The organism is Amycolatopsis sp. NPDC004169, assembly GCF_040610315.1.
Lineage (GTDB): Bacteria > Actinomycetota > Actinomycetes > Mycobacteriales > Pseudonocardiaceae > Amycolatopsis.
The window spans coordinates 66,747-89,852 of sequence record NZ_JBEXMD010000020.1 but is presented as its reverse complement, the minus strand read 5'-3'; the positions used below and the strand labels follow the sequence as shown (position 1 = coordinate 89,852).

The 23,106-nt window shown below is 73.2% G+C and carries 21 protein-coding genes and 1 pseudogene; 7 read left to right on the top strand and 15 right to left on the bottom strand.

All coding sequences use genetic code 11. The annotated features are described in order from the left end of the window. Nucleotides 1-34: 34 nt before the first annotated feature. Both ABZX11_RS25920 and ABZX11_RS25915 read left to right on the top strand, forming a co-directional pair. Nucleotides 35-421 (top strand): STAS domain-containing protein, encoded by a 387-nt coding sequence (locus ABZX11_RS25920; protein WP_176176903.1) that lies wholly within the window; start codon nucleotides 35-37, stop codon nucleotides 419-421. Between the two features lie 37 nt (nucleotides 422-458). Then, a pseudogene (locus ABZX11_RS25915) lies at nucleotides 459-605 on the top strand (zinc-binding dehydrogenase); the annotation flags it as partial. Here ABZX11_RS25915 and ABZX11_RS25910 read toward each other — a convergent pair. From ABZX11_RS25910 to ABZX11_RS25885, 6 genes are all read right to left on the bottom strand, one after another. After that, entirely contained in the window at nucleotides 598-1,344 is a 747-nt protein-coding gene (locus ABZX11_RS25910; RefSeq protein WP_354917313.1) for a hypothetical protein, read from the bottom strand. The pseudogene ABZX11_RS25915 and the gene ABZX11_RS25910 overlap by 8 nt on opposite strands. Further along, the gene (locus ABZX11_RS25905) at nucleotides 1,337-4,360 is read right to left on the bottom strand and encodes a DEAD/DEAH box helicase (RefSeq protein ID WP_354917311.1); all 3,024 of its coding nucleotides are present in this window, start codon (nucleotides 4,358-4,360) and stop codon (nucleotides 1,337-1,339) included. Before ABZX11_RS25905 ends, ABZX11_RS25910 begins: the two co-directional genes overlap by 8 nt. A gap of 148 nt (nucleotides 4,361-4,508) precedes the next feature. Then, nucleotides 4,509-4,613: an alpha/beta hydrolase gene (locus ABZX11_RS25900; protein ID WP_354917529.1), complete on the bottom strand. Its 105-nt coding sequence runs from the start codon at nucleotides 4,611-4,613 to the stop codon at nucleotides 4,509-4,511. 215 nt (nucleotides 4,614-4,828) lie between these two features. Continuing rightward, on the bottom strand, nucleotides 4,829-6,265 hold the full coding sequence (locus ABZX11_RS25895) for an alpha/beta hydrolase (RefSeq protein ID WP_354917526.1): 1,437 nt from the start codon (nucleotides 6,263-6,265) through the stop codon (nucleotides 4,829-4,831). A 28-nt stretch (nucleotides 6,266-6,293) separates the two neighbouring features. Continuing rightward, the gene (locus tag ABZX11_RS25890; protein ID WP_354917308.1) at nucleotides 6,294-7,013 is read right to left on the bottom strand and encodes an ABC transporter permease; all 720 of its coding nucleotides are present in this window, start codon (nucleotides 7,011-7,013) and stop codon (nucleotides 6,294-6,296) included. 13 nt (nucleotides 7,014-7,026) lie between these two features. Beyond that, nucleotides 7,027-7,911 (bottom strand): ABC transporter ATP-binding protein, encoded by an 885-nt coding sequence (locus ABZX11_RS25885; protein WP_354917305.1) that lies wholly within the window; start codon nucleotides 7,909-7,911, stop codon nucleotides 7,027-7,029. A 155-nt stretch (nucleotides 7,912-8,066) separates the two neighbouring features. Between ABZX11_RS25885 and ABZX11_RS25880 the strand changes: the two genes are divergently transcribed. The 4 genes from ABZX11_RS25880 to ABZX11_RS25865 all read left to right on the top strand — a co-directional run bounded on the left by ABZX11_RS25880 (nucleotide 8,067) and on the right by ABZX11_RS25865 (nucleotide 11,246). After that, entirely contained in the window at nucleotides 8,067-9,188 is a 1,122-nt protein-coding gene (locus ABZX11_RS25880; RefSeq protein WP_354917302.1) for a histidine kinase, read from the top strand. Continuing rightward, complete coding sequence (locus ABZX11_RS25875) at nucleotides 9,185-9,787, top strand: response regulator transcription factor (RefSeq protein WP_176176897.1); 603 nt, start codon at nucleotides 9,185-9,187, stop codon at nucleotides 9,785-9,787. The genes ABZX11_RS25880 and ABZX11_RS25875 overlap by 4 nt, the downstream gene beginning before the upstream one ends. 131 nt (nucleotides 9,788-9,918) lie before the next feature. Continuing rightward, a complete protein-coding gene (ribB, locus tag ABZX11_RS25870) occupies nucleotides 9,919-10,569 on the top strand; it encodes a 3,4-dihydroxy-2-butanone-4-phosphate synthase (RefSeq protein ID WP_176176896.1) in 651 nt (216 codons plus the stop codon). Beyond that, entirely contained in the window at nucleotides 10,569-11,246 is a 678-nt protein-coding gene (locus tag ABZX11_RS25865; RefSeq protein WP_354917299.1) for an HAD family phosphatase, read from the top strand. Before ribB ends, ABZX11_RS25865 begins: the two co-directional genes overlap by 1 nt. 4 nt (nucleotides 11,247-11,250) lie before the next feature. On the opposite strand, the gene ABZX11_RS25860 is transcribed toward ABZX11_RS25865, so the two are convergent. Further along, nucleotides 11,251-12,108 carry a LysR family transcriptional regulator gene (locus ABZX11_RS25860; protein ID WP_354917296.1) on the bottom strand — a complete coding sequence of 286 codons (858 nt, stop codon included), beginning with the start codon at nucleotides 12,106-12,108 and terminating at the stop codon, nucleotides 11,251-11,253. 92 nt (nucleotides 12,109-12,200) lie between these two features. On the opposite strand from ABZX11_RS25860, the gene ABZX11_RS25855 reads away from it, so the two are divergent. Continuing rightward, entirely contained in the window at nucleotides 12,201-12,944 is a 744-nt protein-coding gene (locus ABZX11_RS25855; RefSeq protein ID WP_354917293.1) for an SDR family oxidoreductase, read from the top strand. 116 nt (nucleotides 12,945-13,060) lie between these two features. Here the strand turns inward: ABZX11_RS25855 and ABZX11_RS25850 are convergent, their stop codons facing one another. The 8 genes from ABZX11_RS25850 to ABZX11_RS25815 form a co-directional block, all read right to left on the bottom strand. Next, on the bottom strand, nucleotides 13,061-14,194 hold the full coding sequence (locus ABZX11_RS25850) for an agmatine deiminase family protein (protein WP_354917290.1): 1,134 nt from the start codon (nucleotides 14,192-14,194) through the stop codon (nucleotides 13,061-13,063). Between the two features lie 72 nt (nucleotides 14,195-14,266). Next, nucleotides 14,267-14,821, bottom strand: a complete 555-nt coding sequence (locus tag ABZX11_RS25845; RefSeq protein ID WP_176176890.1) for a TetR/AcrR family transcriptional regulator — start codon at nucleotides 14,819-14,821, stop codon at nucleotides 14,267-14,269. Between the two features lie 83 nt (nucleotides 14,822-14,904). Further along, the gene (locus ABZX11_RS25840) at nucleotides 14,905-16,032 is read right to left on the bottom strand and encodes a UbiA prenyltransferase family protein (protein ID WP_176176889.1); all 1,128 of its coding nucleotides are present in this window, start codon (nucleotides 16,030-16,032) and stop codon (nucleotides 14,905-14,907) included. 363 nt (nucleotides 16,033-16,395) lie between these two features. Beyond that, complete coding sequence (locus ABZX11_RS25835; RefSeq protein WP_354917286.1) at nucleotides 16,396-18,039, bottom strand: ABC transporter ATP-binding protein; 1,644 nt, start codon at nucleotides 18,037-18,039, stop codon at nucleotides 16,396-16,398. Then, nucleotides 18,036-19,703 carry an ABC transporter substrate-binding protein gene (locus ABZX11_RS25830; protein WP_354917283.1) on the bottom strand — a complete coding sequence of 556 codons (1,668 nt, stop codon included), beginning with the start codon at nucleotides 19,701-19,703 and terminating at the stop codon, nucleotides 18,036-18,038. The genes ABZX11_RS25835 and ABZX11_RS25830 overlap by 4 nt, the downstream gene beginning before the upstream one ends. A 10-nt stretch (nucleotides 19,704-19,713) precedes the next feature. After that, the gene (locus ABZX11_RS25825) at nucleotides 19,714-20,709 is read right to left on the bottom strand and encodes an ABC transporter permease (protein ID WP_354917280.1); all 996 of its coding nucleotides are present in this window, start codon (nucleotides 20,707-20,709) and stop codon (nucleotides 19,714-19,716) included. Beyond that, nucleotides 20,709-21,632 (bottom strand): ABC transporter permease, encoded by a 924-nt coding sequence (locus ABZX11_RS25820; protein ID WP_176176885.1) that lies wholly within the window; start codon nucleotides 21,630-21,632, stop codon nucleotides 20,709-20,711. The genes ABZX11_RS25825 and ABZX11_RS25820 overlap by 1 nt, the downstream gene beginning before the upstream one ends. A 178-nt stretch (nucleotides 21,633-21,810) precedes the next feature. Continuing rightward, nucleotides 21,811-23,073: a sulfite oxidase gene (locus tag ABZX11_RS25815; protein WP_354917277.1), complete on the bottom strand. Its 1,263-nt coding sequence runs from the start codon at nucleotides 23,071-23,073 to the stop codon at nucleotides 21,811-21,813. Nucleotides 23,074-23,106: the final 33 nt, after the last annotated feature.

Sequence of the window (23,106 nt, the reverse complement as noted above, 5' to 3'; positions counted from 1 at the left end):
GCGCGCTTCCGCTGGCCGAGGCACACTTCCTGACGTGCCCAGCCACGAAAACGCCTCCGCCGGATCGTCTGCGGACGATTCGCTCGTCGTCGCGCGCCGTCACATCGACGGCGTCACCGTGCTCACCGTCACCGGCGAAGTGGACCTGCTGACGGTCGCCGACTTCACCGCCGCGCTCGGGTCCGTGCCGCCCGGCCCGCTGGCGCTGGACCTGACCGGGGTGACGTTCCTGGACTCCAGCGGGATCAACGCGATCCTGCGGGCTTCGGGGAAGGTCGAGGCGGCAGGCGACCGCCTGCTGGTGATCGCCGACATAGCCGACGAGACCGACACCGTCGGGCGGCCGTTGCGGCTCTCCGGCGCCGACGAGCTGCTGACCTTCGCGCCCTCGGTGACCGCCGCGCTCGCCCGGCTCCGCTGAGCCGCGCCGATCAGCGGCCGGGGCGGCCGGCCGAGCAGTGCGGGCGACCATCGGCGAGCTGGTCGAAGCCGGCAAGTTCCGGCTGCCGGTCGAACGGACCTTCGCCCTCGCCGACGTCGTCGAAGCCCAGCGCGCCGCCGAGACCGGTCACGTCCGTGGCCGCCTGGTGCTGATCGTCAGCTGACCGAACTCCGCGGCCCGTGCTCTCCCGCGAGGGCCCGGTACACCGGCCGGAGCAGCTCGGGGACTTCGTCTCCGGCCACCGTGATCGGGAACGGCGGGGCTTGGTCCAGGAGCGCGTCGACCGGCGTCCGCGGCGCGTGCAACGGCGCCGCGCCGGCCAGGCCCGGGGCCGGACCGGAGTCGAAGTACGTGGCCATGACGTCGGTGAGGGCCGGGGACCCGTCGTCGGGGTGGAGCGGCTCGGCCGAGATCAGGCGGTTCTTCAGCTCCTCGAGCAGCGCTTCGCGGTCCCGGCCGCGCAGCGCGAGGATGGTGAACGGATCCTCGGCCACCCGCGCCACGAGCGCGGTGAACACCGCGTTCAGGTGGCCGCACGGCACTTCGGCGGCCGGGCAGGTGCAGTCCAGCGACACCTCAGGCGCCGACGACGGGAACAACGGCAGCCGGAGCGCCTTGCAGGTCTGCTCCACTTCGCGGGGCAGCTCGCCGCCGAGCAGCTGGACGGTGAGGGACGCCGTCGCGGCCAGAGCGTGGGTGATCGCCGCCCACTCCGCTTTCCCGAACGCGGTCAGCCCGACCCGCACCCGGTGCGGCCGGCCGTCCTGCACCTCGGCGTCGACCCGCCCGGCGCCGACCGCCAGTGCCACGACGTGCCCCTGGCCCGCCGCGGGCAGCAGGACGCCGATCGCCGTCGACGCCCGGATGAACCTGGTCGCCCACCAGGGAAGCGGCTCAGTCATCGATCGCCTCCTCGCCCAGTGCGAACACCCCGCGCAGCTCCTCGGTGGACAGTTCGGTGAGCCCGCCTTCGCCCTCGCCGACGACCATCCCCGCCAGCGCCCGCTTCCGGGTGATCAGGGTGTCGATGCGGTCCTCGACCGTGCCCGGGCAGAGGAACTTCCGGACCTGGACGGTGCGGTGCTGCCCGATACGGAACGCCCGGTCGGTGGCCTGGTTCTCGACCGCCGGGTTCCACCAGCGGTCCAGGTGCAGCACCTGGCCGGCCGCGGTGAGCGTGAGCCCGGATCCGCCGGCTTTCAGGGAGAGCAGCAGGATCGGCGGCCCGTCGCCGGACTGGAACCGGTCCACGAGCGCGTCGCGCGCGCCCTTGGCCAGGCCACCGTGCAGGAAACCGACTTCGGCTCCGAGCCTGCCGGTCAGGTGGGGCACGAGCAGGTGCCCGAATTCGGCGTACTGCGTGAAGCACAGCACCCGGTCACCCGAGGCCAGGATCTCCGTCAGGACCTCTTCGAGGCGGGTCACCTTGCCGGAGCGCTGCCCGATCGGGGAGCCGTCGTGCAGCAGGTGCGCGGGGTGGTTGCAGACCTGCTTGAGCTTCGTGATCGCGGCGAGGACGTTGCCGCGGCGCTTGATGCCGTGGCTGTTCTCGATCTTCGTCATCATCTCGTCGACGATCGCGCTGTACAGCGTGCCCTGTTCGCGGGTGAGCCGGTACTCCTGCCTGATTTCGATCTTCTCCGGCAGCTCGGGGACGATCGCGGGGTCGGTCTTCGCCCGGCGCAGCAGGTACGGCCGGGTGAGCCGGCGCAGCTCGGCGGCCGTGGCGGGGTCGCCCCGGCGCTCGATCGGGGCGGCGAACCGCTGCCGGAACTCGAACCGGCTGCCGAGCAGCCCGGGGTTGAGCAGGTCGAGCACCGACCACAGGTCCGCCAGCCGGTTCTCCACCGGGGTACCGGTCAGCGCGAGCCGGTGCCCGGCGGTGAACCGCCGCACCGCCCTGGCGGTCGCGGTGTCGGCGTTCTTGACGGCGTGCGCTTCGTCGAGCACCAGCCGCCGCCAGGTGAACGCCTTGAGCTCGCCGGCGTCCCGCGCGGCGGTGGCGTAGGTCGTGACGACCAGGTCGGCCGCGGCGACCTGGCCGGCGAGCGCGTCCCCGTGCGCGCGGGCGCTGCCGTGGTGGGCGAGCACCCGGAGTGCGGGGGCGAAGTCCGCCGCCTCCCGCTGCCACATGCCGACCAGCGACATCGGGCACAGCACCAGCGTCGGCGGGTGCTCGCCGTCGGCCCGCTCGGCGGCTTCGAGCGCCAGCGTCTGGACGGTCTTGCCGAGCCCCATGTCGTCGGCCAGGCAGGCGCCGAGGCCCAGCGCCGACATGAACGCCAGCCAGGCGACGCCCCGCTGCTGGTAGGGGCGCAGGGTGGCGCGGAACGACGGCGGCAGCGCGACCGGCGGCAGCCTCTGCGGCACCCGCCCGGCCAGGACGTCCCCGGCCCAGCCGTCGGCGTCGACGCCGGTGACCGGCAGCGGGGTGTCCCGTCCCGGGCGGAGGAGGTCCAGCAGCTCGGCCGCGGTGGGGCGCGGGGTGCGCCGGTGCGGGTCGCGGCGCAGGAACTCGAGGCCCGCGCGGAGCCGGTCGGCGTCGACACTGACCCACCGCCCCCGCAGCCGCACCAGCGGCGTCTTCGCCGCGACCAGCTTGGCCAGCTCCTCCTCGCCGATCTCGTCGTCGCCCACCGCGATCGACCAGCGGAACGCGGCCAGCTCGTCGCGGCCGACGCGGCTGCGGGTGACGACCTGCTCGGCGGGGGTGCTGCGGACGGACAGCCGGAGCCCGAGCCGGCGCCTGCCGTCCCAGGCGGCCGGGAGCTGCACCTCGAACCCGGCCTCGATCAACCGGGTCGCGCCCGAGGTGAGGAACCGCTCGGCTTCCTCGACGGTCAGGTCGTACTCGGACGGCTGCGTCCGGCGCAGCGCCGGCGCCAGCACCGGCTCGACCAGGGCGGCGCGGCCCAGCTCGGCGAGGAGCAGCCCCCGCGGATCCCGGACCAGGCCGTTCGCCTCGCCCGACCAGATCTGCCCGGCCGACAGCAGCAGGCTCGGATCGGCGGTCGAGCGCAGGAGGAACTGCAGCTGCCACTTGGTGCCGTCGCCGGTCTGGTCGTCGGGATCGTCGACGTCCGGCTGCCGCAGGGTGGCGACTTCCGCCAGCCGGAAACACGCCCGGCCGTCGACGACATCGGTGTCGGCGACCTCGTCCCACTTCGCGACGGCCTCGGCGAGGACACCGAGTTCGTCCAGCGGCAGCTCGACGCGGGGAGCACCGCCTTGGAGAGCGGACAGCCACACCCCCGCCGGGCCTGGACGTCCGCGCAGGTCGGCCGGCGGATCAGCCCGCGCCAGCCGGTCACGGACGGCCGCGTCGACCAGGGCGTGCAGGGCATCGGTGACGAGCGCGCGCGGCGAGGCCCCGGTGAGCGGCGCGACCTGTTCGGCCCGCCCGACCGGAGGCAGGGCCGCGACCAGCGCGTCGAAGGCGACGAAGTCGACGCCCTGCAGCACCGGCCGCCACCGCGCCTCCGAGGCGTCGCCCCGCCGGACCAGCGTCGGCAGCACCCGCCCGCGCCGCACGAGGTCGGCGGCCAGGCGCGCCACGGCCCGCAGGTGGGTGACCGAAGAGCCGTAGGAGGCCGAGCCATCGAGGTCGTCCAGCTCGGCGGCGTCCACGACCAGGGCGGGAACCGACCACGGCCGCAGGGACGGCTTGGGGCCACGCTGCGGGGCGCCCGCGGTCGCCTCCTCCGAGGCGAGCGGACGGCTCGCCCGTGAGGGCAGCAGCAGGGTCACCGACGTGGGCTTGCCGGGGTGGAGGGAGGTCAGATCCGCACTGGAGACGGCGAAGGGGTGCGACAGCGCGATCCGCGCGGACCGGCTCGAGGTGCCGGCCGGGCCGCGGTCACGCTCGGCCCAGAGCAGCAGCCCCCGGCCCGGAGACCACAGGGCGTGCACCACGGGCAAGAGCTTGAGATCCTTTCGAGCGGCGGGCGACCCCCTGATCGTCGCACGGCTCGAGTCGAGGTCGCCGCCGAGACCACGGATGACCTTGACGGCGCGAGGTGAAGGCGGCCGCGGATCCCGCAGCCGCCCACTCCCCCGCGGGTCCCCCTCAAGAACCCGCGCCGACCTCAGCTGCGCAATGCACGTCCTGCGCCGGACGCTCCCCCGTCACCAGAAACCCCGTCACCGCACCGTTGGCGCACTGGTTGGGCATCAGGTACACCCCGTGGCCACCCTGGTCCGCAGTCACCATCCTCGCCCGCTCACCGACGTCGAGTACCTGCCGGAGGACGCGGTGGAGCGCGGCGGTTCGGTGGAGGTGTTCACCACCGAGGAAGCCGCGAAGGCGCGGACGAACTTCATCCAGGCCGTGGGGAAGGAAGCGGCGGCCGCGGACTCCGCAGCCGCCCACTCCCCGCGGGTTCCCCCTCAAGAACCCGCGCCGGCCTCAGCCGCGCAATGCACGTCCCGGGCCGGACGCTCCCCCGTCACCAGAAACCCCGTCACCGCACCGTTGGCGCACTGGTTGGGCATCAGATACACCCCATGGCCACCCTGGTCCGCAGTCACCATCCTCGCCCGCTCACCGAACGCCGAACGCAGCTTGAGCGCGTTCACCAACGGCGTCCCCGGGTCGCGTTCGTTCTGCACCAGCAGCACGTTCGCCGGGCCGCGGCCGGTGATGCGCACCTGGGGCTCCGCCGGCGGTGCCCAATACGCGCACGCCGAGATGTTCGCCGTGGCCGCGCCGAGCAGGGGGTAGCGGATGCGGTCGATCGCCACGTTCACCTGGTACGTCCCCAGCGAACGCGGCCACGCGGAGTCGCCGCAGATGACCGCGAAGCGGGCCGCCATCAGGTTCTGGACCGAGCCCGGCACGACGGGCGGTTTCGGCGGCTGCCCGTGGTCGAGGGCCTGCCAGTCCGCCGCCAGCGGGGCCAGGTCCGTCGAGTACAGGCCGCTGAACGTCAAGCCGCGGAAGATCGCGCCCGTCACCTCCGCCACCGGGGCGCGGTCCAGGCGCGCCGCCAGCTCGTGGAACTTCGCCGTCACCTCGGCCGGTGAGCGGCCGAGACCGTACTCCGGGTGCGCCGCGGCGAACTTCGCGAAGTCCGGGAAGCGGTCTTCCATGCCCCGTGCGAAGGCGCGCATCGCCGTGATGTCGTAGCCGCCCGGGCCGAGGTTGCTGTCCAGGACGATCCGGTCGCTGCGGTCCGGGAACATCGTCGTGTACACCGCGCCCAGGTACGTGCCGTAGGAAGCACCGAGGTACGACACCGTGGACTCGCCCAGCGCCGCCCGGACGCGGTCGATGTCCCGTGCGGTGTTCGCGGTGGTGATGTGGGGCAGCAGCGGGCCGGTCGCGGCGTCCCGGCACTGCCGGGCCTCGGCTTTCGCCAGCTCGGCCTGCCTGACGACGTCGGCAGGGCCGTCGGCGTAGGGCAGGTTGCCGATCGCCAGCTGCTCCGGTGTCAGGTCGCACGTCACCGGCGTGCTGCGGCCGACACCCCGCGGGTCGAACCCGATGATGTCGTAGGTGTCCAGCACGCTCTGCGGCAGCTTCAGGTACTTCAGCAGCTGCGGGTAGTCCAGGCCCTCGCCGCCGGGGCCGCCCGGGTTGGTGAACAGCACGCCCCGGCGCTTCTCCGGGTTCTTGCTCGGCAGCCGGGACACGGCGACGTCGATCGTCCGGCCGTCCGGGTCTCCGTAGTCCAGCGGCACCGGCACCGTCGTGCACTGCAGGTCCGGCACCGGGAAGGCGCCGGCCGGACACGGTCCCCAGGCGAGGCCGGTCGCGGCGGACGCCGGGGACGCGGTCGTCGCGGCGAGCACGGCGACCGCGGCGGTGAGCAGGGTTTTGCGCAACATCGGGGTTCCTTTCACGCGGCCGCGGTCAGCGGCGCGGTTCCCAGCGGAAGAGCCGTGCGGCGAGCACGACGGCGACGACGACCCAGGCGAGCGTCGGTGCGAAGAGGGCGAGCGAGCGGGCGAGCGGGACGCCGCCGTTCCAGGCGTTCAGCACCAGCTCGGTCGCCGAGCCACCGGGCAGGAGACGCTTGAGCAGCGTCAGGTCGCCGGTGCCGGTGAGGCCGACCCAGCCGGACACCCCGATGACGCCGATGCTGACCGGCAGCGTCGTCACCTGGGCGTGCTCGGGTGAGTTCGTCAGCCCCGCCGTGGCCAGCCCCAGCGCGAGCAGCATGACCACAGTGGACACCACGGCGGCCACCAGCAGCAGCGGGTTCGCCGGCTTCCCGGCGACCGCGGCCAGCACGCCGAGGATGACGGCGATCTGCAGCAGCGAAAGCACGGTGATCGGCAGCAGCAGGCCGCCGAGGATGCCCGCGTCCCCCGCCGCGGTGGAGCGCAGGCGCTTGAGGAACAGGTTCTGCCGGCGGGCGGCCAGTGTGGTGACCGACGTCGTGTACAGGCCGATGCCCGCCACGAAGAACAGGGTCAGCGTCGCGATGTAGCCGAGGGTGGCACCTTCGGTGAACAGGTCGCGCTTGGCGATGAAGAACGCGCTGAACGCGGCCGGCAGCACCAGGGCGGTGACCAGCACGAGGCGGTTGCGGAAGATCTGGATCAGCTCGCCACGAGCGATCGTGAGCATGGGAGTCCTTCTCTCAATCGTGTTCGATGGCACGGAAGACGTCGTCGAGCCGCGTCGGCCCGGCCTGCAGGTCGGCCAGTTCGACGGCGTGGTCCTGCGCCCAGCCGAGCAGCGTGTGCAGGTCCTTCTGCAGCTCGAAGGTCTCGACGAGGAACCGGCCGTCGCCCCGGCGCGCGGCGTGCAGCGGCGGCGAGGGCGCACGCGGCGGCAGTCCGAAGTGGATGGTGGCGGGCAGCGTGCGGGTCAGCTCGGCGACCGTGCCCTCGCGGTGCAGGGCGCCCTGGTGCATCAGCCCGATGCGGTCGGCGCGCTGCTGCGCTTCTTCGAGGTAGTGGGTGGTGAGCACGATCGTCGCGCCGTCTTCCCGCAGCCGGTCGACGGCGGCCCACAGCGCGTCGCGGGACTGGATGTCCAGGCCGGTGGTGGGTTCGTCGAGGAAGACCAGCTCGGGCGTGCCGTACACGGCGGTGGCGAAGTCCAGCCGCCGCTTCTCCCCGCCGGAGAGCTGCCCCACCTTGGTCCCGGCCTTGCCGGTGAGGCCGACGACGCCGAGCACGCGCCCGGTGTCGTCGGACCGTTCGGTGAGCCGCCCGATCAGCCGGACGGTCTCGCGCACCGTCAAGTCCGGGGAGAACCCGCTCTCCTGCAACATGATCCCCATCCGCGGACGGACGGCGGCGCGGTCGCGGGGGTCCTTCCCGAACACCCGCACGGCGCCCGAGGCCGGCGCGCGGTGGCCTTCGACCGTTTCCAGGGTCGAGGTCTTCCCGGCGCCGTTGGTGCCGAGCAGGGCGTACAGCTCCCCGCGTTCCACTTGGAACGAAAGGTCCTGCACGGCGGTGAACCCGCCGTAGGTGAGTTTCAGGCGATCGACGTCGATGACCGGTGTCGTGGACATGCTCCGATTCCAGCGCCGCTCGCGGCCGGGCGGCAGTGCGCCCGCGTCACCACCGCACCGTGACGTTCCGGCCCCGGAAGCATGACGTGGCGTCACTGGTCGGCCCCCGGCCGGTGGGGCATGCTGGCGGGAGACCGCCCCGACCCAGGAGAACCATGACCGAGACCCGCCGGAGGTGGTCCGGCGGCGCCGTGCAGGACCGGCTGCGCCGGCTCAACCTCATCACGACGGTGCCGCCGCTGGCCTTCGTCGGCGTGCTGCTGCTGGGCCTCACCGCCCGGTCCTGGTGGCACGTCGCCATCCAGGTGGTCGGGCTGGTCGCGGCGCTGGCGACGGCCGAACGCTGGACGGCGGGCGACTACCTCCGCGTCGCGCGGCCGAGCCTGGTGATCACGGCGGTGGTCTGGCTGGCCGGGGCCCTGACCGACGACAGCGCGGCGTTCTACGGCGTGTCGATCGTCGGGTCGTTCCTCGTCCCGCCGCTGCGGCGCCACCGGCTCGCGGCGCTCTTCGGGCTCTCCGCGCTGGTCGCGGTCCTGGGCCTGCCGAACGTGCTCGTGCACCCCGGCCACACCGGGGCGCGGCTGGTGCAGTACGTCGCCGTCCCGGCGATCGCGGTGCTGATCTCGGCCGGGTTCATGTTCGCCACGCAGCGGCTGTTCGACCTGGTCGCGGAGCTCGAGCAGTCCCGCGAACGGGAGGCCGAACTGGCCGTCGCCCGGGAACGCGTCCGCTTCGCCAGCGACCTGCACGACATCCAGGGGCACACGCTGCACGTGGTGAAGCTGAAAGTGGCGCTGGCGGAAAAACTCCTCGACGCCGACCCCGGCCGCGCGCGGGAGGAGCTGCGGGAGGTGCACACGCTCGTCGGCGACACGATCGTCCAGACCAAGGAGCTCGCCCACGCCCAGCGGCGGCTCAACCTGACCGCGGAGCTGGAGAACGCGAAGAATCTGTTCGAGGCGGCGGGCATCCACGTGCGCCTCGAACGGGAAGCCGAGCCGGACGCCCGCGTCGGCGAGCTGCTCGGCCAGGTCCTGCGTGAGACGACGACGAACATCCTGCGCCACGCCGAGGCCCGGCACGTGCGGATCACGCTCGGCCGCACCGGCATCGCGATCGTCAACGACGGCGCGGGCGAGCCGGGGCCGCTCGGCGGGCTTTCGGCGTTGCGGCACCGGCTGGCGGAGAACGGAGGGGAGCTCGAGGTGTCCCAGCAGGACGGCCGGTTCCTGACGGCGGTGGCGTTCCCGGAGCTCGAAGAGGCGGTCCGATGACCTCCGTGGTGCTCGCCGACGACGAAGCCCTGCTGCGCAAGGCCTTGGCGGCGCTCCTGCCGCTGGAGGGCGGCATCACCGTGCTCGCCGAGGCCGAAGACGGCGAGCAGGCGGTGGCGGCCACCCTGCGGCACCGGCCCGACGTGCTCGTCATCGACCTCGAGATGCCCACCGTGGACGGGCTCGCCGCGGTCGCGGAGATCCGCCGGGCGCGCCCGGAGCAGGTCATCCTGATGCTGACCCGGCACGCCCGCCCCGGCGTGCTGCGGCAGGCGCTGAAGCTCGGCGTCCAGGGGTTCGTCAGCAAGGCGGCGGAACCGGCGCACATCACCGCGGTGATCCAGGCCCTGCACGCGGGCAAGCGCTGGATCGACCCGGACGTCTCGGCCCTCGCCGTCGTCGACGACTGCCCGCTGACCGAACGCGAGCTCGACGTCCTGCGCGCCACGCGCGAGGGGTACTCGGTGGCCGAAATCGCCGTCCGGCTGCACCTGGCCGCGGGGACGGTGCGCAACTACCTGTCGAACGCGATGCAGAAGACCCAGACCCGCACCCGCCACGAAGCGGCCCGCTACGCCCGCGAGCACGACTGGCTCTGACCGCCTCGGCCGGCGGCGGACGCCGTTGCCCGTTCGGGTCACGGGCGGCGTTCCGCCGAGCGGACGGGCCCGCGGTTGTGGATCATGCAACCGGTGCCGTCCGCGTTCGCGGGGTCCAGAGAGGACAGTCGATGACCGTCTCCCTTCCGGAGCAAGCCCGGCCCGGCCGGACCACCCGGCTCGACAGCGTGCAGGCCGCTCTCGCCGACCTCGGCGCCGGGCGGCCGGTGATCGTCGTCGACGACGAAGACCGCGAGAACGAAGGCGATCTCATCATGGCGGCCGAGCACGCCACCACGGAGGCGCTCGCCTTCTACATGCGGCACACCAGCGGCCTGATCTGCGCGCCGATGCCCCCGGAAACCGCCGACCGCCTGCGGCTGGAGCCCATGGTCCGGCACAACGAGGACCCCGCGGGCACCGCCTACACCGTGTCGGTGGACGCCGTCGACGGCGTCGAGTCCGGGATCTCCGCCGCCGACCGCGCCCGCACGCTGCGAGCGCTCGCGGCCCCGGCCACCACCCCCGGCATGCTCTGCCGGCCCGGGCACGTCTTCCCGCTGCGCGCGCGGGAAGGCGGCCTCGCGCAACGCCGCGGGCACACGGAGGCCGCAGTGGAGCTGATGCGCCGGTGCGGCCTCGCGCCCGTCGCGGTGATCAGCGAGGTGTGCAACGACGACGGCAGCGTCGCCCGGCTGGCCGAGCTGCGCGCGTTCGCCGACCGGCACGGGCTGAAGGTGGTCTCGATCGAGCAGATCACCGCGGTCACGGTGACGGCCTGATGTTCGCCGCCACCGCCTTCGACCTCGACGAGACGCTCGTCGACAGCGCCGCGGCCTGGAACCGCGTGATCGGCACGGTCGCCGCGCGCCACGGCCACCCCTGGACACCGCGGGACTGGGCCGCGATCCAGGGCACCAGCACCCGCGCGTGGAGCCGGTACCTCGCCGACCGCTGCCCGGGGCTCACCGCCGGCCGCGCCGCCGCCGAATGCGCCGACGGCATGGTCTTCGAGATCGGCCGCGGCGGAGTCGGCCTCCGCCCCGGAGCCACGGACCTCGTCGCGGCGGCGGCCGCGTTCGGCCCGGTCGGCCTGGTGTCCGCGTCCCCGAGGCGCTATGTCGACGCGGTGGTGACGGCCTGCGGACTGGCGTCGCGGCTCGCCACCTCGGTGGCCGGCGAGGATGCGGTCCACGGCAAACCGGCGCCGGACCCGTACCTGCTCGCCGCCCGCCGGCTCGGCGTGGAGCCCGCCCGGTGCCTCGCGGTGGAGGACTCGGCATCCGGCATCCGCTCGGCGAGTGCGGCGGGCATGACGGTCCTGGCCATCCCCAACCCGGCCACGGCCGCCGACGTCGCGACCCTGCGGCTCGCCCGGCACTGCGCGGCCGATGCGCACATCGCCGCGAAGACGATCCGCGCGCTGGCCGGTCCTACGCCCGCAGTCAGCCGCGGGTGACCGCTCAGCCTGCGCCGACCGCCAGGGGGACCAGCATCCGCGCGGCCTCGCGGAACGGCGCCACCAGCGGATTCGGGTCCCGGGTCCGCGACGCCACCACGACCCGGCAGGGCTCGAAGCCCTCGATCGGGATCGCCGTCACGTCCTCGCGCAAGCGGGGGCGGTGATCGCCGGCCGGGAGGATGGCCAGCGAGCTTCCCGAAGCCACCAGTTCGAGCTTGTCCTCGAAGCTGTCGTCCGGCGACGGCGGCGGTGAGCCGTCCTTCGGGGTGCTCCACATCGCCGGTGTCACCGCGCACGCCACCAGTTCTTCGTCACCCAGGTCGTCCGCCGAGACCACCTCCTTGCCCGCCAGCCGGTGGGTGACGGGCACGAGCAGCACCCGCGGCTCCTCGTACAGCGGCGTCACCGTCGCCGGGAACGGCAGCGGTTCGCGGGCGACGAGCGCGTCGACCCGCCCTTCGGGCAACGCGTGCGTGTCGTGCCAGCGCAGCAGCCGCGTCCGGATGCGCGCGTCCGGGTGGCGGTGGCGCAGCGCCTGCACCGCGGGGGTGATGATCAGGCCCTCGACGTAGCCGATGGTGAGCTCACGCGGCGGATCGGCGGCGCGGGCCACGGTCACGGCGTCGCCGGCGGCCTGGAGGACGGCGTGGGCCCGCGGCAGGAACGCCGCACCGGCGGCGGTCAGGCTGGTGCCGTGCGGCGTGCGCGCGAACAGGCGGACGCCGAGCTGGTGCTCCAGCCGCTGGATCTGGCGGCTCAGCGAGGGCTGGGCGAGGTGCAGCGCCGCGGCGGCGCGGCCGATGTTGCCGTGTTCCGCCACGACCGTGAAGTACCGGACCAGCCGCAGGTCGAGATCCACCCTTCCGAGCGTACGCCGCCATGCACCGGCGGTATGGCGGCATGCGGAACAGGACTTGGACGCCCCGCCGTGGCCGGCGGTTGACTCGGGGCATGAACGCTTACGCAGGAAAGAACGTGGTCATCACCGGCGGCAGCAGCGGGCTCGGCCTCGCGACCGCCGAACTGCTGGTGGCCGGCGGCGCGCGGGTGCTGATCACCGGGCGGGACAAGGAAAAGCTCGACTCCGCGCGCCGGCGGCTCGGCGAGCGGGCGACGGCCGTGCGCAGCGACTCCGCGTCGATGGCGGACGTCGAGGAGCTGGCCCGGGTGGCCGGCGCGGAGTTCGGCGCGGTGGACGCGGTGTTCGTCAACGCGGGCGTGACCGCGTTCGCGCCGTTCGAATCGATGCCGGAAGCGCAGTACGACGAGCTGTTCGCGGTGAACACCAAGGGCCCGTACTTCACCGTGCAGAAGCTGGCGCCGCTGCTGCGTGAGGGCGCGGGAGTCGTCCTCACCACGTCGGTGGCCAACGTCAAGGGCCTCGACTCGATCAGCGCCTACGCCGCGACGAAGGCCGCCCTGCGCTCGATGACCCGGTCACTGGCGCGGGAACTGCTGCCCCGCCGGGTCCGCGTCAACGCGGTCAGCCCGGGCCCGATCGCGACCGGCATCCTCGACGCGACCCTCCCCCCGGAGGTCGCCGAACGGACCAAGACCGAGATGGCCGCGCAGAACCCGATGCAGCGCTTCGGCGAGCCGTCCGAAGTCGCGGCCGCGGCGGCGTACCTGGCGTTCGAAGCGACGTTCACCACCGGCGCGGAGCTCCCCGTGGACGGCGGCGCCGCCCAGCTGTAGCGCTCGGCGCTCCGAACCCGGGAAGTTCTTGCCGGCCTCCTCGACCGTCTTCGACCGGCCCTCCACCTGACCGCACTCCTTTCCCCGCGCCCTTCGCGCAGGGGCTTCGCGGCGGCTCAGCCGGGCATGTCGTGGGTCGAGCAGTGGATCCCGCCCCCGCCCGCGGCGATCGCGTCGATCGGGACGAGCACCACCTCGCGGTCCGGGAAGTGCTCGCCCAGGATTCCGCGGGCACGGTCGTCGGCCTCCGGGTCGCCGAACTTCGGAAGGAACACCGCGCCGTTGGCGACGTAGAAGTTCGCGTACGACGAAACGAACGCGTCGCCACGGCCGGTGATCCGGTCCGGGTCGGGCTGGGGCAGCTCGACGACCCGGAGCCGGCGCCCGGCGGCGTCGGTGGCTTCGGCGAGGACGCCGCGGGCCTGCTCGGCGGAGCGCGACCAGACGTCCGGCGGCCCGCCGGGAAAGGCCTGGTCCAGGAGCACGACGCCGGGGGCGACGTAGCGGACGAGGCAGTCGACGTGCGCGTCGGTGATGTCCTGGCCCTTGACACCCGCGAGCCAGATCACCGTGCGGACGCCGAGCGCCTGCTTGAGGTCGGCCTCGACCTGCGACCGGTCCTTGCCGGGGTTGCGGTTGTCGTTGACCAGTGAGCTTTCGGTGGCGAGCAGCGTGCCCTCCCCGTCGGTCTCGAGCGCGCCGCCTTCGGCGACCAGCGGCGCGGCGATGCGTGGGAGCCGGTAGCGTTCCAGCACCGCGGCCGCGACCCGGGAGTCGTTGGGGTGACGCTGTTTCCCGCCCCAGCCGTTGAAGGCGAAGTCCACGCCGGCCGGCTTCCCGGCGTCCTGCACGAAGACCGGCGCGGTGTCGCGGGCCCACAGGTCGTCGGTCGGGATGGGGACGACCTCGACCTCGGCGCCCACGGCGGCCTGGGCCTTGTCCCGGTCCGCGGGCGCGGCCAGCAGGACGACGCTTTCGAACCCGGCGACGGCCCGGGCGAGCCGCGCGATGTCGGCCTGGACGGCGGGCAGGTCCTCGCCCCAGATGCCGGTCGACGCCGGCCACGACATGATCGTCCTGGCGTGGTGCTCCCACTCGGCGCCGAAGGTCCGCCCGGCCGCGGCGCCACTGCTGCCGGCCGCCGGGGTGGGCGGGACGTCGGTGGCACACCCGGCGACACCGAGGGCGGCGGCGCCGAAGCCGAGCGCGGCCGTGAGGGCGCTGCGGCGGGAGACGGGTTCGGGTCGCATCGGGCTCCTGTCCGAGGGGGTGCGGTCACCCCAGCCTGACACTGACTGAAAATTCAGTCAAATTGGGGTCCCTCAGGCCCCCAGCTCGACCGCGATGCCCCCGGCCAGCAGCTCCCTGGCCCGGTCCAGGGTGAGCGTGCCGGACAGCCACCGTTCCGACAGGCCTTCGACGAGCGCGGTCAGCCGCTCGGCGGCGTCCTCGGCCTTCGCGGGCGCCCCCGCCGCCGCGACGAGCTCGGCGATCTCGGCAACCCACAGCCCGCATGCGGCGGCCAGGCGGTCGCGCAGGCCGGGCTCGAACACGGCGCTGGCCCGCAGCTCACCCCAGGCCAGACTGGTTTCGCGTACTTCGTCGACGTCCTGCAGTTCGAGGAGGAGGCGCTGTTCGAGCCGTGCACGCGGGTCGCCGGACTCGGGCAGGGTGCGGGTGGTGTAGCGCTCGGCCCGGTCGTTGACGTGGTCGAGAGTGGCGGCGAGCAGCCCGGCCCGGTCCTTGAAGTGGTAGTAGATGAGCCCGGTCGAGACCCCCGCCTCGGCGGCGACTTCCTCGACCCGCAGCCCCCGCACGCCGTTGCGCGCGATCATGCTGACAGCGGCCTCGAGGATCAGGTCGCGTTTCCCGGCCACGGCAGCGCCTTTCGCTTGACTGAAGCTTCAGTCAACACCGTAGCCGGATTCGCCGCGGGAATCGGTCCCGGCCACGGAATCGCTCAGTCGCCGGCGTTCTCCGTTTCCTCGGCGCGGTCGCGGTTGCGCTGCTGCCGCTCCTGCTCGCGACGGCTGTAGGTCGCCCGGCGGACGCGTTCCTCGTCCTCGACGCTCGAACCCACCGCCCCGGCCACGATGCCCACGGACGTCGCGAGCCACACGAGCTTCAGGTACGAAGCCGGGCCGGCCGGGTGGCCGAGGACCTGCCCGAAGTACGTGCCTTCGACCAGGACGATCGACGCCACCAGCGCCAGCCCGAACAGGATCGCGTACATGCAGGCGACGCCGATCGACAGCGTCAACGCGGTGGAGGCGTTGTACAGCAGGGCTTTCCGCCGGTCGAGGTGTCCGGACGGTTTGTCCCACAGGTGGTTGTGCACCATCAGCCAGCCCGCCATGACCACGATCGCCAGCACCGTGATCCCGGCCAGCCGCAGGGCGGGCAGCGCTTCGGCAAGCTTCCAGAACGAGGTGGTGATGATGCCGTACGCGGCGGTGGCCGCCGCGGCCGCGGTCGCGCCGGCGAGGTTGGGCACCAGCCGCCACGGGCGGTTGTCGCGGATCATCCCGGCCAGCAGCCGCAGCCGGCCGCGCAGGCCCACCAGGGCCAGGTGCTCGTCGGCCGGGCCGCGGCCGTGGATGTGCCGCGTCGGCGCCACCAGCTCCCGCAGCCGGTCGACGAGCCCCCGCGGCGGATCGGCCTCGTGCGCCGACCGCCGCGCGATGAGGTGCCGGACCAGGTGGACGATCAGCCGGGACACCCGGCCCCGCAGCCGCAGCGCCCCGAGCGCGGGCAGCGACACCATGGCCACGCCGTGGTCGGCGTTGTAGTCCGAGGCGATCGGGACCGTACCGGCCCGCCGCGGGAGGTCGGTGACCAGCACCAGCAGGTCCCACCCGTGTTCGGCCCGGCGCTCCTGCGCGAGGGCCAGCATGGGGATGTCGCCCTCCTCGTTCAGCGGGAGCGGCTGCGTCTCGTGCTCGACCCGGTAGGTCGTCCCGTCCTCGCCGAGGTCACGGGCCAGCCGGGCGGGCAGGCCGTCGGCGATTCTCCCGGCGAGCTGCCCGGGCAACCCGTCATCGGTCAGCAGCCCCACTACGAGGTCCTCCGGCGCACGTTGGGCGGTCATGCTCGAGCCTTCCCGTCGACCTTCGGTGAGCTCACCGGGTTCCCGGGCCGATCACCGACAAACGGGCGGCCTGCATCCGGGACACGACGATGGGCAGGCCAGGCCGGACCGGCAGCTCGGTCCGGTCACGCCGGGCCTCGGGAAGCAATCAGCGCAACGCCCGCCAGGCAGGCCCGCCGGCGGTGCCTGGCCTCCGGGTCGACCACCACCGGCAAATGGGCCGCCCGGAACCGGCGCACGACACTGGCCGCCCGCTGAACCGGGCCCCCGGTCCGGTCGCGCCGGACCGAGGAAGCGATCAGCCGCTCCAAACTCGCCGAAGCCGCTTCACCGGAACCCGGCGCACGAACACTGGCCGGCCGGCTACCGCAGCTCCCGCCAAGCGGCCCGCCGGCGGCGCTGGGCCTCCGGGTCGGCCACCGGTGCCGCCGACAGCAACCGCCGGGTGTACGGGTGCGCCGGTGCCGTCAGCACCTCCTTGGCCGGTCCTTGCTCGACCACCTGCCCCCGGTGCATCACCGCCACCCGGTCGGCCAGCTGCTCGATCACCGCCAGGTCGTGGCTGATGAACAGGCACGCGAACCCGAACTCCTGCCGCAGGTCGCGCAGCAGGTCGAGGATGCGGGCCTGGATCGTCACGTCCAGCGCGCTCGTCGGCTCGTCGGCCACCAGCAGGTCCGGGTTGAGCGCCAGGGCCCGGGCGATGCACGCCCGCTGGCGCTGGCCGCCCGACAGCTCGTGCGGGTAGCGGGACCTCAGCGACGGCGACAGCTGCACCGCCGACAGCAGCTCCGCCACCCGTCCGTCCACTTCGGACGCTCGGACCGCCCGGTGCAGGCGCAGCGGCGTCGCGACGCTCTCCCCCACCGTCGTGCGGGGGTTCAGCGACGAGAGCGGGTCCTGGAACACCACGCCGATCCGGCGGCGCAGCTCCTTCGCCGCCCGGCCGCGGACGCGGGTGATGTCCGCGTCCCCGATGCGGACCGAGCCGGCGGACGGCGCCAGGAGACCCGTGACCGCCCTGGCCACTGTGCTCTTGCCCGAACCCGACTCCCCGACGAGGCCGAGCACCTCCCCCGGCTCCACGTGCAGGTTCACCCCCGTGGCGGCGTGCACGGACAGCGTGCGGAACCGGCCGCGGTAGGTCACCGACAGGTTCTCCACGCGCAGCAGCGGCGCCACGGCGGGGACGTCCGGCAGCGACGGCGCCGGGCGCGTGGTGACCACGCTGCCGAGGGAGACGACCGAACCGAGCAGCTCCCGCGTGTAGTCCTCGGCCGGCGCCGTGAAGATCGTCTCGACCGGCCCCTGCTCGACCACGACGCCGTCGTGCATCACCACCACCCGGTCGGCGAGGTCGGCGACCACGCCCATGTCGTGCGTGATCAGCAGGATCGCCGTGCCCAGCCGCGAGCGCAGGTCCCGCAGCAGCTCGAGGATCTCCGCCTGCACGGTGACGTCCAGCGCGGTCGTCGGCTCGTCGGCGATGAGCAGCTTCGGTTCGTTCGCCACCGCCATCGCGATGACGACGCGCTGCAGCTGCCCGCCGGAGAGCTCGTGCGGGTAGGACCGGAACCGCTCGCGCGGGTCCGGCAGCCCGACCAGGGTGAGCAGCTCGATCGCCCGTTCCCGGGCGGCCGGGGCCGCGAGCGGCTGGTGCGTCCGGATGGCCTCGACGAGCTGGTCGCCGATGGTGAACACCGGGTTCAGCGCGCTCATCGGCTCCTGGAACACCATGCCGACCTCGCCGCCGCGGACCGCCCGCAGCTCGGACGGCGTCATCGCGTAGAGGTCCCGCCCGGCCAGCTCCGCGCGGCCCGTGACGCGGGCCGTGGGCGGCAGCAGGCCGAGCAGGGACATCGCGGTGACCGTCTTGCCGGAGCCGGACTCCCCTACCACCGCGACGACTTCGCCCGCGGCGACCTCGTAGCCGACCCCGCGGACGGCTTCGACGTCCCCGAACGAGACCACGACGTCGTGCAGCCGCAGGAGCCCGGCTCCGCTCACTGCACGATCCCGAACTTGCGGTAGTCGACGTAGGCCGGGAACCGGCCGATCTCGACCCCGCCGACCTGCGAGCCGTGCAGGAACGAGTTGCGGGTGTAGATCAGCGGCACGACGGGCGAGTCGGCGAGGATCTTCTTGTCCAGCGCCGCCCACTTCTTGCCGGCCTCGGCCGGGTCCACCGTGGCCTGCGCCTCGGCGATCAGCTTGTCGACGTCGGGGTTGTCGTACCGCGACTCGTTGTACCCGCCGTTGCCGATCTCGGTGGACTGGAACAGCGGCTGGATGTTCGCGTTGGCCGACGGGATGTCCGGCTGCCACGAGGTCAGCGTCAGGTCGAAGTCCGAGAGGCCCTTGGTGTCCACTTCGGACGTGTAGGTGTCCTCGTCGAGCGGCTTGATGGAGACCTTGATGCCCGCGCGCGCCAGGGACGCCTGGATCGACGCGGCCTTCTCCGGGAAGCCCCGTTCGTTGTGGGTGGCCAGCACCAGGCCGTCCAGCCCGTTCGGGAACCCCGCCTCGGCCAGCAGCTGCTTGGCCTTGGCGACGTCACCGGACGGCGGCGCCGGGTACAGGTCGTACTGCTCGCGGCCCTGCAGCCCCGGGGTGATGAGCGTGGTCGCGACGTCCCCGGCCAGCTGGGCGCTGCCGGCGCTGGCCACCTGGTAGGCGGCCTTGTCGACGGCGTACTGGAACGCCTGGCGCACCTTCGGGTTCTTCAGGTTGCCGCGCTGGGTGTTCAGCGACAGGTAGGCCAGCGCACCGGACTCCGACGTCACCAGCCGCGCCTTCGCCGAGGCGTTGCCCTGGATCTGGGCCAGCTGCGCGGGCGAGGCGAACGACATGCCGAAGGCGGCGCGGTCCTTGCCCGTGTCGTCGACCAGCCGCTTGGAGATGACCCCGGTGTCCTGGCCGAGCTCGAAGTCGATGGTGTCCGGGTTGGCCAATCGCGTCTTGTCCTCGTCGCGGTTCCAGTTCGGGTTGCGCGTCAGCTTCGCCGACTTGCCCCGCTCGTAGCTCGCCAGCTGGTACGGGCCGGACGCGACCGGGTGGTCACCGTAGTTCGCCTCGGCGCCCTTGCCCTTCGGCACCGGCGAGAACGCCGGGGTGCTGGCGACCCAGTTGAAGTCGCCGTACGGGCGGGCGAGGTGGAAGACGATGGTCTTCGCGTCCGGGGTCTGGATCGTCTCGAGGTCCTTGCCCTCGAACGGGCCCTTGTACGCCAGGCCCGGCGAGAGCAGGTCCTTGTGGTAGGCCAGGCCGCCGGAGAACGCCGGGGCGAACGAGCGCTCGAGGCCCCACTTGACGTCTTCGCTCTTGATCGGCGTCCCGTCGGCGTACTTCAGGCCGTCCTTGAGGGTGAACGTCCACGTCTTGCCGCCGTCGCTCGGCCGCCCGGTGTCGGTGGCCAGATCGGGCACGATCGTGGTGTCCTTGCCCGGCGCGACATTCCACGACGTCAGCCGCCGGTGGATCAGCCCGAGCGTGGTGACCACCAGGTTCGAGCTCTTCGCCGGGTCCCACGTGATCGAGGGCGCGTCGTTGAGCAGGACGAGGTTCCCGCCCGGCTTGACGGTGCCGCCCTGCCCCGCCGGCGTGTCGTTGGCGCCGCACGCCGTCAGCAGTGTGACGGCGGCCAGCACCCCGGCCGCGAGCCTGAGTTTCATCGTTTCCCCTTCAGACGAGGCGGGCTCGCGGATCGAGCGCGCCGTAGCAGAGATCGACCAGGAAGTTGAGGACCGTGACGAGCAGGGCCGAGAACAGCGTCACGCCGAGCAGCACCGGCAGGTTGAGCGACGCGATCGCGTCGACCAGCAGCCGCCCGACGCCGGCCATGCCGAAGATCCGCTCGGTGATCACGGTCCCGGCCAGCAGGGCGCCGAGGTCGACGCCGAACACGGTGACCACCGGCAGCAGGACGTTGCGCAGCGCGTGCCTGCCGACGACCTTGCGCTCGGTCAGGCCCTTGGCCCGCGCGGTGCGGATGTAGTCCTCGCCGAGGGTTTCCAGCATCTGGCCGCGGGTGAGCCGCGCGTAGATCGCCGCGTGCAGGAACGCGAGCACGAACCACGGCAGCACCAGGTGCCACGCCCACTGCAGGGGATCCTCGGTCAGCGGCACGTACCCGTTCTTCGGGACGACGTCGAGGGCGAACGCGAAGATCGTGATGCCGATCATCCCGGCCAGGTAGGCGGGCATCGACACGCCGGCCATCGCGGCGGCCATGGTGATCCGGTCGACCGCGGTCCCGCGGCGCAACGCGGAAAGCACGCCGAGGCCGACCCCGAGGACGATCCAGATCGCCGCCGCGCCGAGCGCCACGGAGAAGCTGACCTCGATCCGGCCGCCGATTTCGGCGAGCACGCCGACGTTGTTCTGGAAGTCCCAGCCGAAGCACGGCGCCGTGCAGTGGATCGCCGCGGCGCCGGTGCCGAACGTGCGGCCGCCGAGTATCCCGCCGAGGAATTCGAAGAACTGGCCGTACCAGGGGACGTTGTAGCCCATGAACTCCCGCGCGAGCTGCAGGCCTTCCGGCGAGCACGGGCGGCCGCAGGCCATCCGGGCCGGGTCGGCGGGCAGGACGTAGAACACCACGAAGGTCACGAACGTCACGACCAGCAGGACCAGGAGCATCCCGGCGAACCGGGTGGCGACGAAGCGGGCGGTGCGCATCAGGCCGCACCCGCCGAACGCGGGTCGAGCGCGTCGCGGATCGCGTCGCCGACGACGTTGAAGGCGAGCGTGATCAGGAACAGCAGCAGCCCCGGGAAGACCAGGTACATCGGGTCCGTTTCGAAGAAGTCGATGGCGGTGCTGATGGTGCGGCCCCAGCTGGGGGTCGGGGGCAGGACGCCGACGCCGAGGAACGACAGCGCGGCTTCGCTGCCGATCATCGACGGGATGGCCAGGCTGGCCACCACGATGATCGGCGCCCACAGGTTGGGCAGCAGTTCCCGGGTGAAGACGTGCCACGGGCCGCCGCCGACGACCTTGGCCGCGGCGACGAAGTCGCGCTTGGCCAGCGTCAGCGCTTGGGCCCGGACGATCCGGGCGACGCGCGGCCAGCCGAAGAGCCCCAGCACGACGATGAGCGTGACCTGCCGCGGGAAGTCGACCGGCAGCACGGCGCCGAGCGCGATCATGAAGATCAGGTACGGGAAGCCGAGGATGACGTCGGCGGTCCAGGTCACCAGCCGGTCCCACCAGCCGCCGAGGTAGCCGGCGCTGACGCCGATCAGCACCCCGAGCGTCGTGCCCAGCACGGTGGCACCGAGCCCGACGAGCAGCGACGTCCGCGCCCCGTGGGCGACGAGCGCGAAGAGGTCGACGCCGGTCAGCGGCTCGACCCCGAACCAGTGCGCGCCGCTCACCCCGCCGAGCGGCCCGGCCGGGAGCCCGGTCGGGCCGAGCGTCGAGATGTCCGGGACGAGGCTCTGGCCTTCGAGGAGGACGAAGAGGTCGGCCCCGGCGGCGAGCAGCACGATGAGGGCGATCAGGACGGTGCAGACGGACGTCCACCGCCCGGACCGGACGGCACGCCAGACCGCGGCAGGTAGAGAGCGCGCCGCAAGCGGCGGGAGGGCAGGGGCGGACACAGCACCTTCAAGGTTCAGCCGATCGAGTGACGATCAGGGACCTTAGGCAGTCCGGGCCGTGATCGATCCACCGTCTCACCATCTGGACGGGAACTCACGCACGGCGGTGGCGATTCGGGGCGGTTACCCGGCCGATGTCCGATTCGGGTCCAAGCTTCGGACATCGGCCGGCCCGGGGTCAGCTCGCGCTCACCGTCACCGGGTGGTGGACGACCGCGCCGAACAGGTACCCCTGCGTGTTGTAGGGCGCCACGTCCGGCTGCCGGACCCCGGTGACGTCGGTCGCGCGCGCCCGCAGCGTGTACTCCCCCGCCGTCCGGGGCCGCCACGGGAACTCCCACTGCAGCCAGCCGCGGTCGAGCGCCGGGCTGATCGGCTTCGCGGGCCGCCAGGTGCGGCCGTCCGTGCTCACCTCCACCCGGCGGATCCGGCCGTGGCCCGACCACGAGCGGCCGCGCAGCACCTGGCGCTGCCCCACCGCCAGCGTCGCGCCCCACGGGAGCTCGAACGCGCTCTTGACCACCTGCTCGGTCACCGGCGTGCCCTCGGCCGGGTAGTCCGGGCCCAGCAGGCGGTAGTACTGCGTGTTCCACGGCGACACCAGCGGCGTCGCCGACACCTCGATCCGGCCCAGCCACTTGATCGACGCGATCCCGGCCCACGACGGCACCACCAGCCGCACCGGGAAACCGTGGTCGGGCGGCAGCGGCTGCCCGTTCATCTCGTAGGCCAGCAGGACGTCTTCCAGTGCCTTCGCCACCGGCAGCGGCCGCCGCACCTTGCCGAGGTTCACCCCGCCCGTGACGTAGTCGGGGTCGAGCCCCTCCGGCAGGACGTCCACGGCGTCGCGGGTCAGCCCGGCCCGGGCGAGCACGGTCGCGAGCCGGACGCCGCGCCAGCGGGCGACCCCGACGGCGCCGAGCTTCCACGCCGTCCCGCTGACGGTCTGGCCCTGCTGGCCGGTGAAGAAGCTCCGGCCGTTGCCGGCGCATTCGACGAACGCGGTGACCGTCTCCGACGGCAGCGCGCGCAGGTCCCGGTAGGACAGTTCGACCGGCGCGGCGGCGGTCGGCGACCCGCGCAGCCCCGAGCCGAACAGCTGCAGCTGCCAGGTGGCCGCGTCCAGCACCGGCGTCGACGTGTGGTCGCGGACGAAGAACCGGTCGATCGGGGTCAGGTACCCCTGGCCGCGCAGGGCTTCCCAGCGCGTCTCGGCGTTGGTGCCGTAGACGTCGAACAGCTCCGGCGGCAGCGGTTTGACGATCGGCCCGGCGGCCGCCGCCGTCCCCGTCGTGGCCCCGGTGACGGCCAGCGCGAGACCGCCCGCCGCCGTCAGCCGCAGCAGGTCGCGCCGGTTCAGCCCCGGCATCCGCGCCCGGCCGTCCCGCCACTGCGCCACGCGCACCCGGTCGTAGCCCGCCTCGTCATGCAACGCTGTCATGCGGGGCATTGTTCGGAACCGGGCGCCGGACCG

What these genes read in the sequence shown, in the direction of transcription:
- ABZX11_RS25910 (WP_354917313.1), bottom strand. Translation starts at nt 1,344, where the DNA reads ATGACTGAGCCGCTTCCCTGGTGGGCGACCAGGTTCATCCGGGCGTCG.
- ABZX11_RS25900 (WP_354917529.1), bottom strand. Translation starts at nt 4,613, where the DNA reads ATGCCCAACCAGTGCGCCAACGGTGCGGTGACGGGGTTTCTGGTGACG.
- ABZX11_RS25890 (WP_354917308.1), bottom strand. Translation starts at nt 7,013, where the DNA reads ATGCTCACGATCGCTCGTGGCGAGCTGATCCAGATCTTCCGCAACCGC.
- ABZX11_RS25885 (WP_354917305.1), bottom strand. Translation starts at nt 7,911, where the DNA reads ATGTCCACGACACCGGTCATCGACGTCGATCGCCTGAAACTCACCTAC.
- ABZX11_RS25880 (WP_354917302.1), top strand. Translation starts at nt 8,067, where the DNA reads ATGACCGAGACCCGCCGGAGGTGGTCCGGCGGCGCCGTGCAGGACCGG.
- ABZX11_RS25875 (WP_176176897.1), top strand. Translation starts at nt 9,185, where the DNA reads ATGACCTCCGTGGTGCTCGCCGACGACGAAGCCCTGCTGCGCAAGGCC.
- ribB (WP_176176896.1), top strand. Translation starts at nt 9,919, where the DNA reads ATGACCGTCTCCCTTCCGGAGCAAGCCCGGCCCGGCCGGACCACCCGG.
- ABZX11_RS25865 (WP_354917299.1), top strand. Translation starts at nt 10,569, where the DNA reads ATGTTCGCCGCCACCGCCTTCGACCTCGACGAGACGCTCGTCGACAGC.
- ABZX11_RS25855 (WP_354917293.1), top strand. Translation starts at nt 12,201, where the DNA reads ATGAACGCTTACGCAGGAAAGAACGTGGTCATCACCGGCGGCAGCAGC.
- ABZX11_RS25850 (WP_354917290.1), bottom strand. Translation starts at nt 14,194, where the DNA reads ATGCGACCCGAACCCGTCTCCCGCCGCAGCGCCCTCACGGCCGCGCTC.
- ABZX11_RS25840 (WP_176176889.1), bottom strand. Translation starts at nt 16,032, where the DNA reads ATGACCGCCCAACGTGCGCCGGAGGACCTCGTAGTGGGGCTGCTGACC.
- ABZX11_RS25830 (WP_354917283.1), bottom strand. Translation starts at nt 19,703, where the DNA reads ATGAAACTCAGGCTCGCGGCCGGGGTGCTGGCCGCCGTCACACTGCTG.
- ABZX11_RS25825 (WP_354917280.1), bottom strand. Translation starts at nt 20,709, where the DNA reads ATGCGCACCGCCCGCTTCGTCGCCACCCGGTTCGCCGGGATGCTCCTG.
- ABZX11_RS25815 (WP_354917277.1), bottom strand. Translation starts at nt 23,073, where the DNA reads ATGACAGCGTTGCATGACGAGGCGGGCTACGACCGGGTGCGCGTGGCG.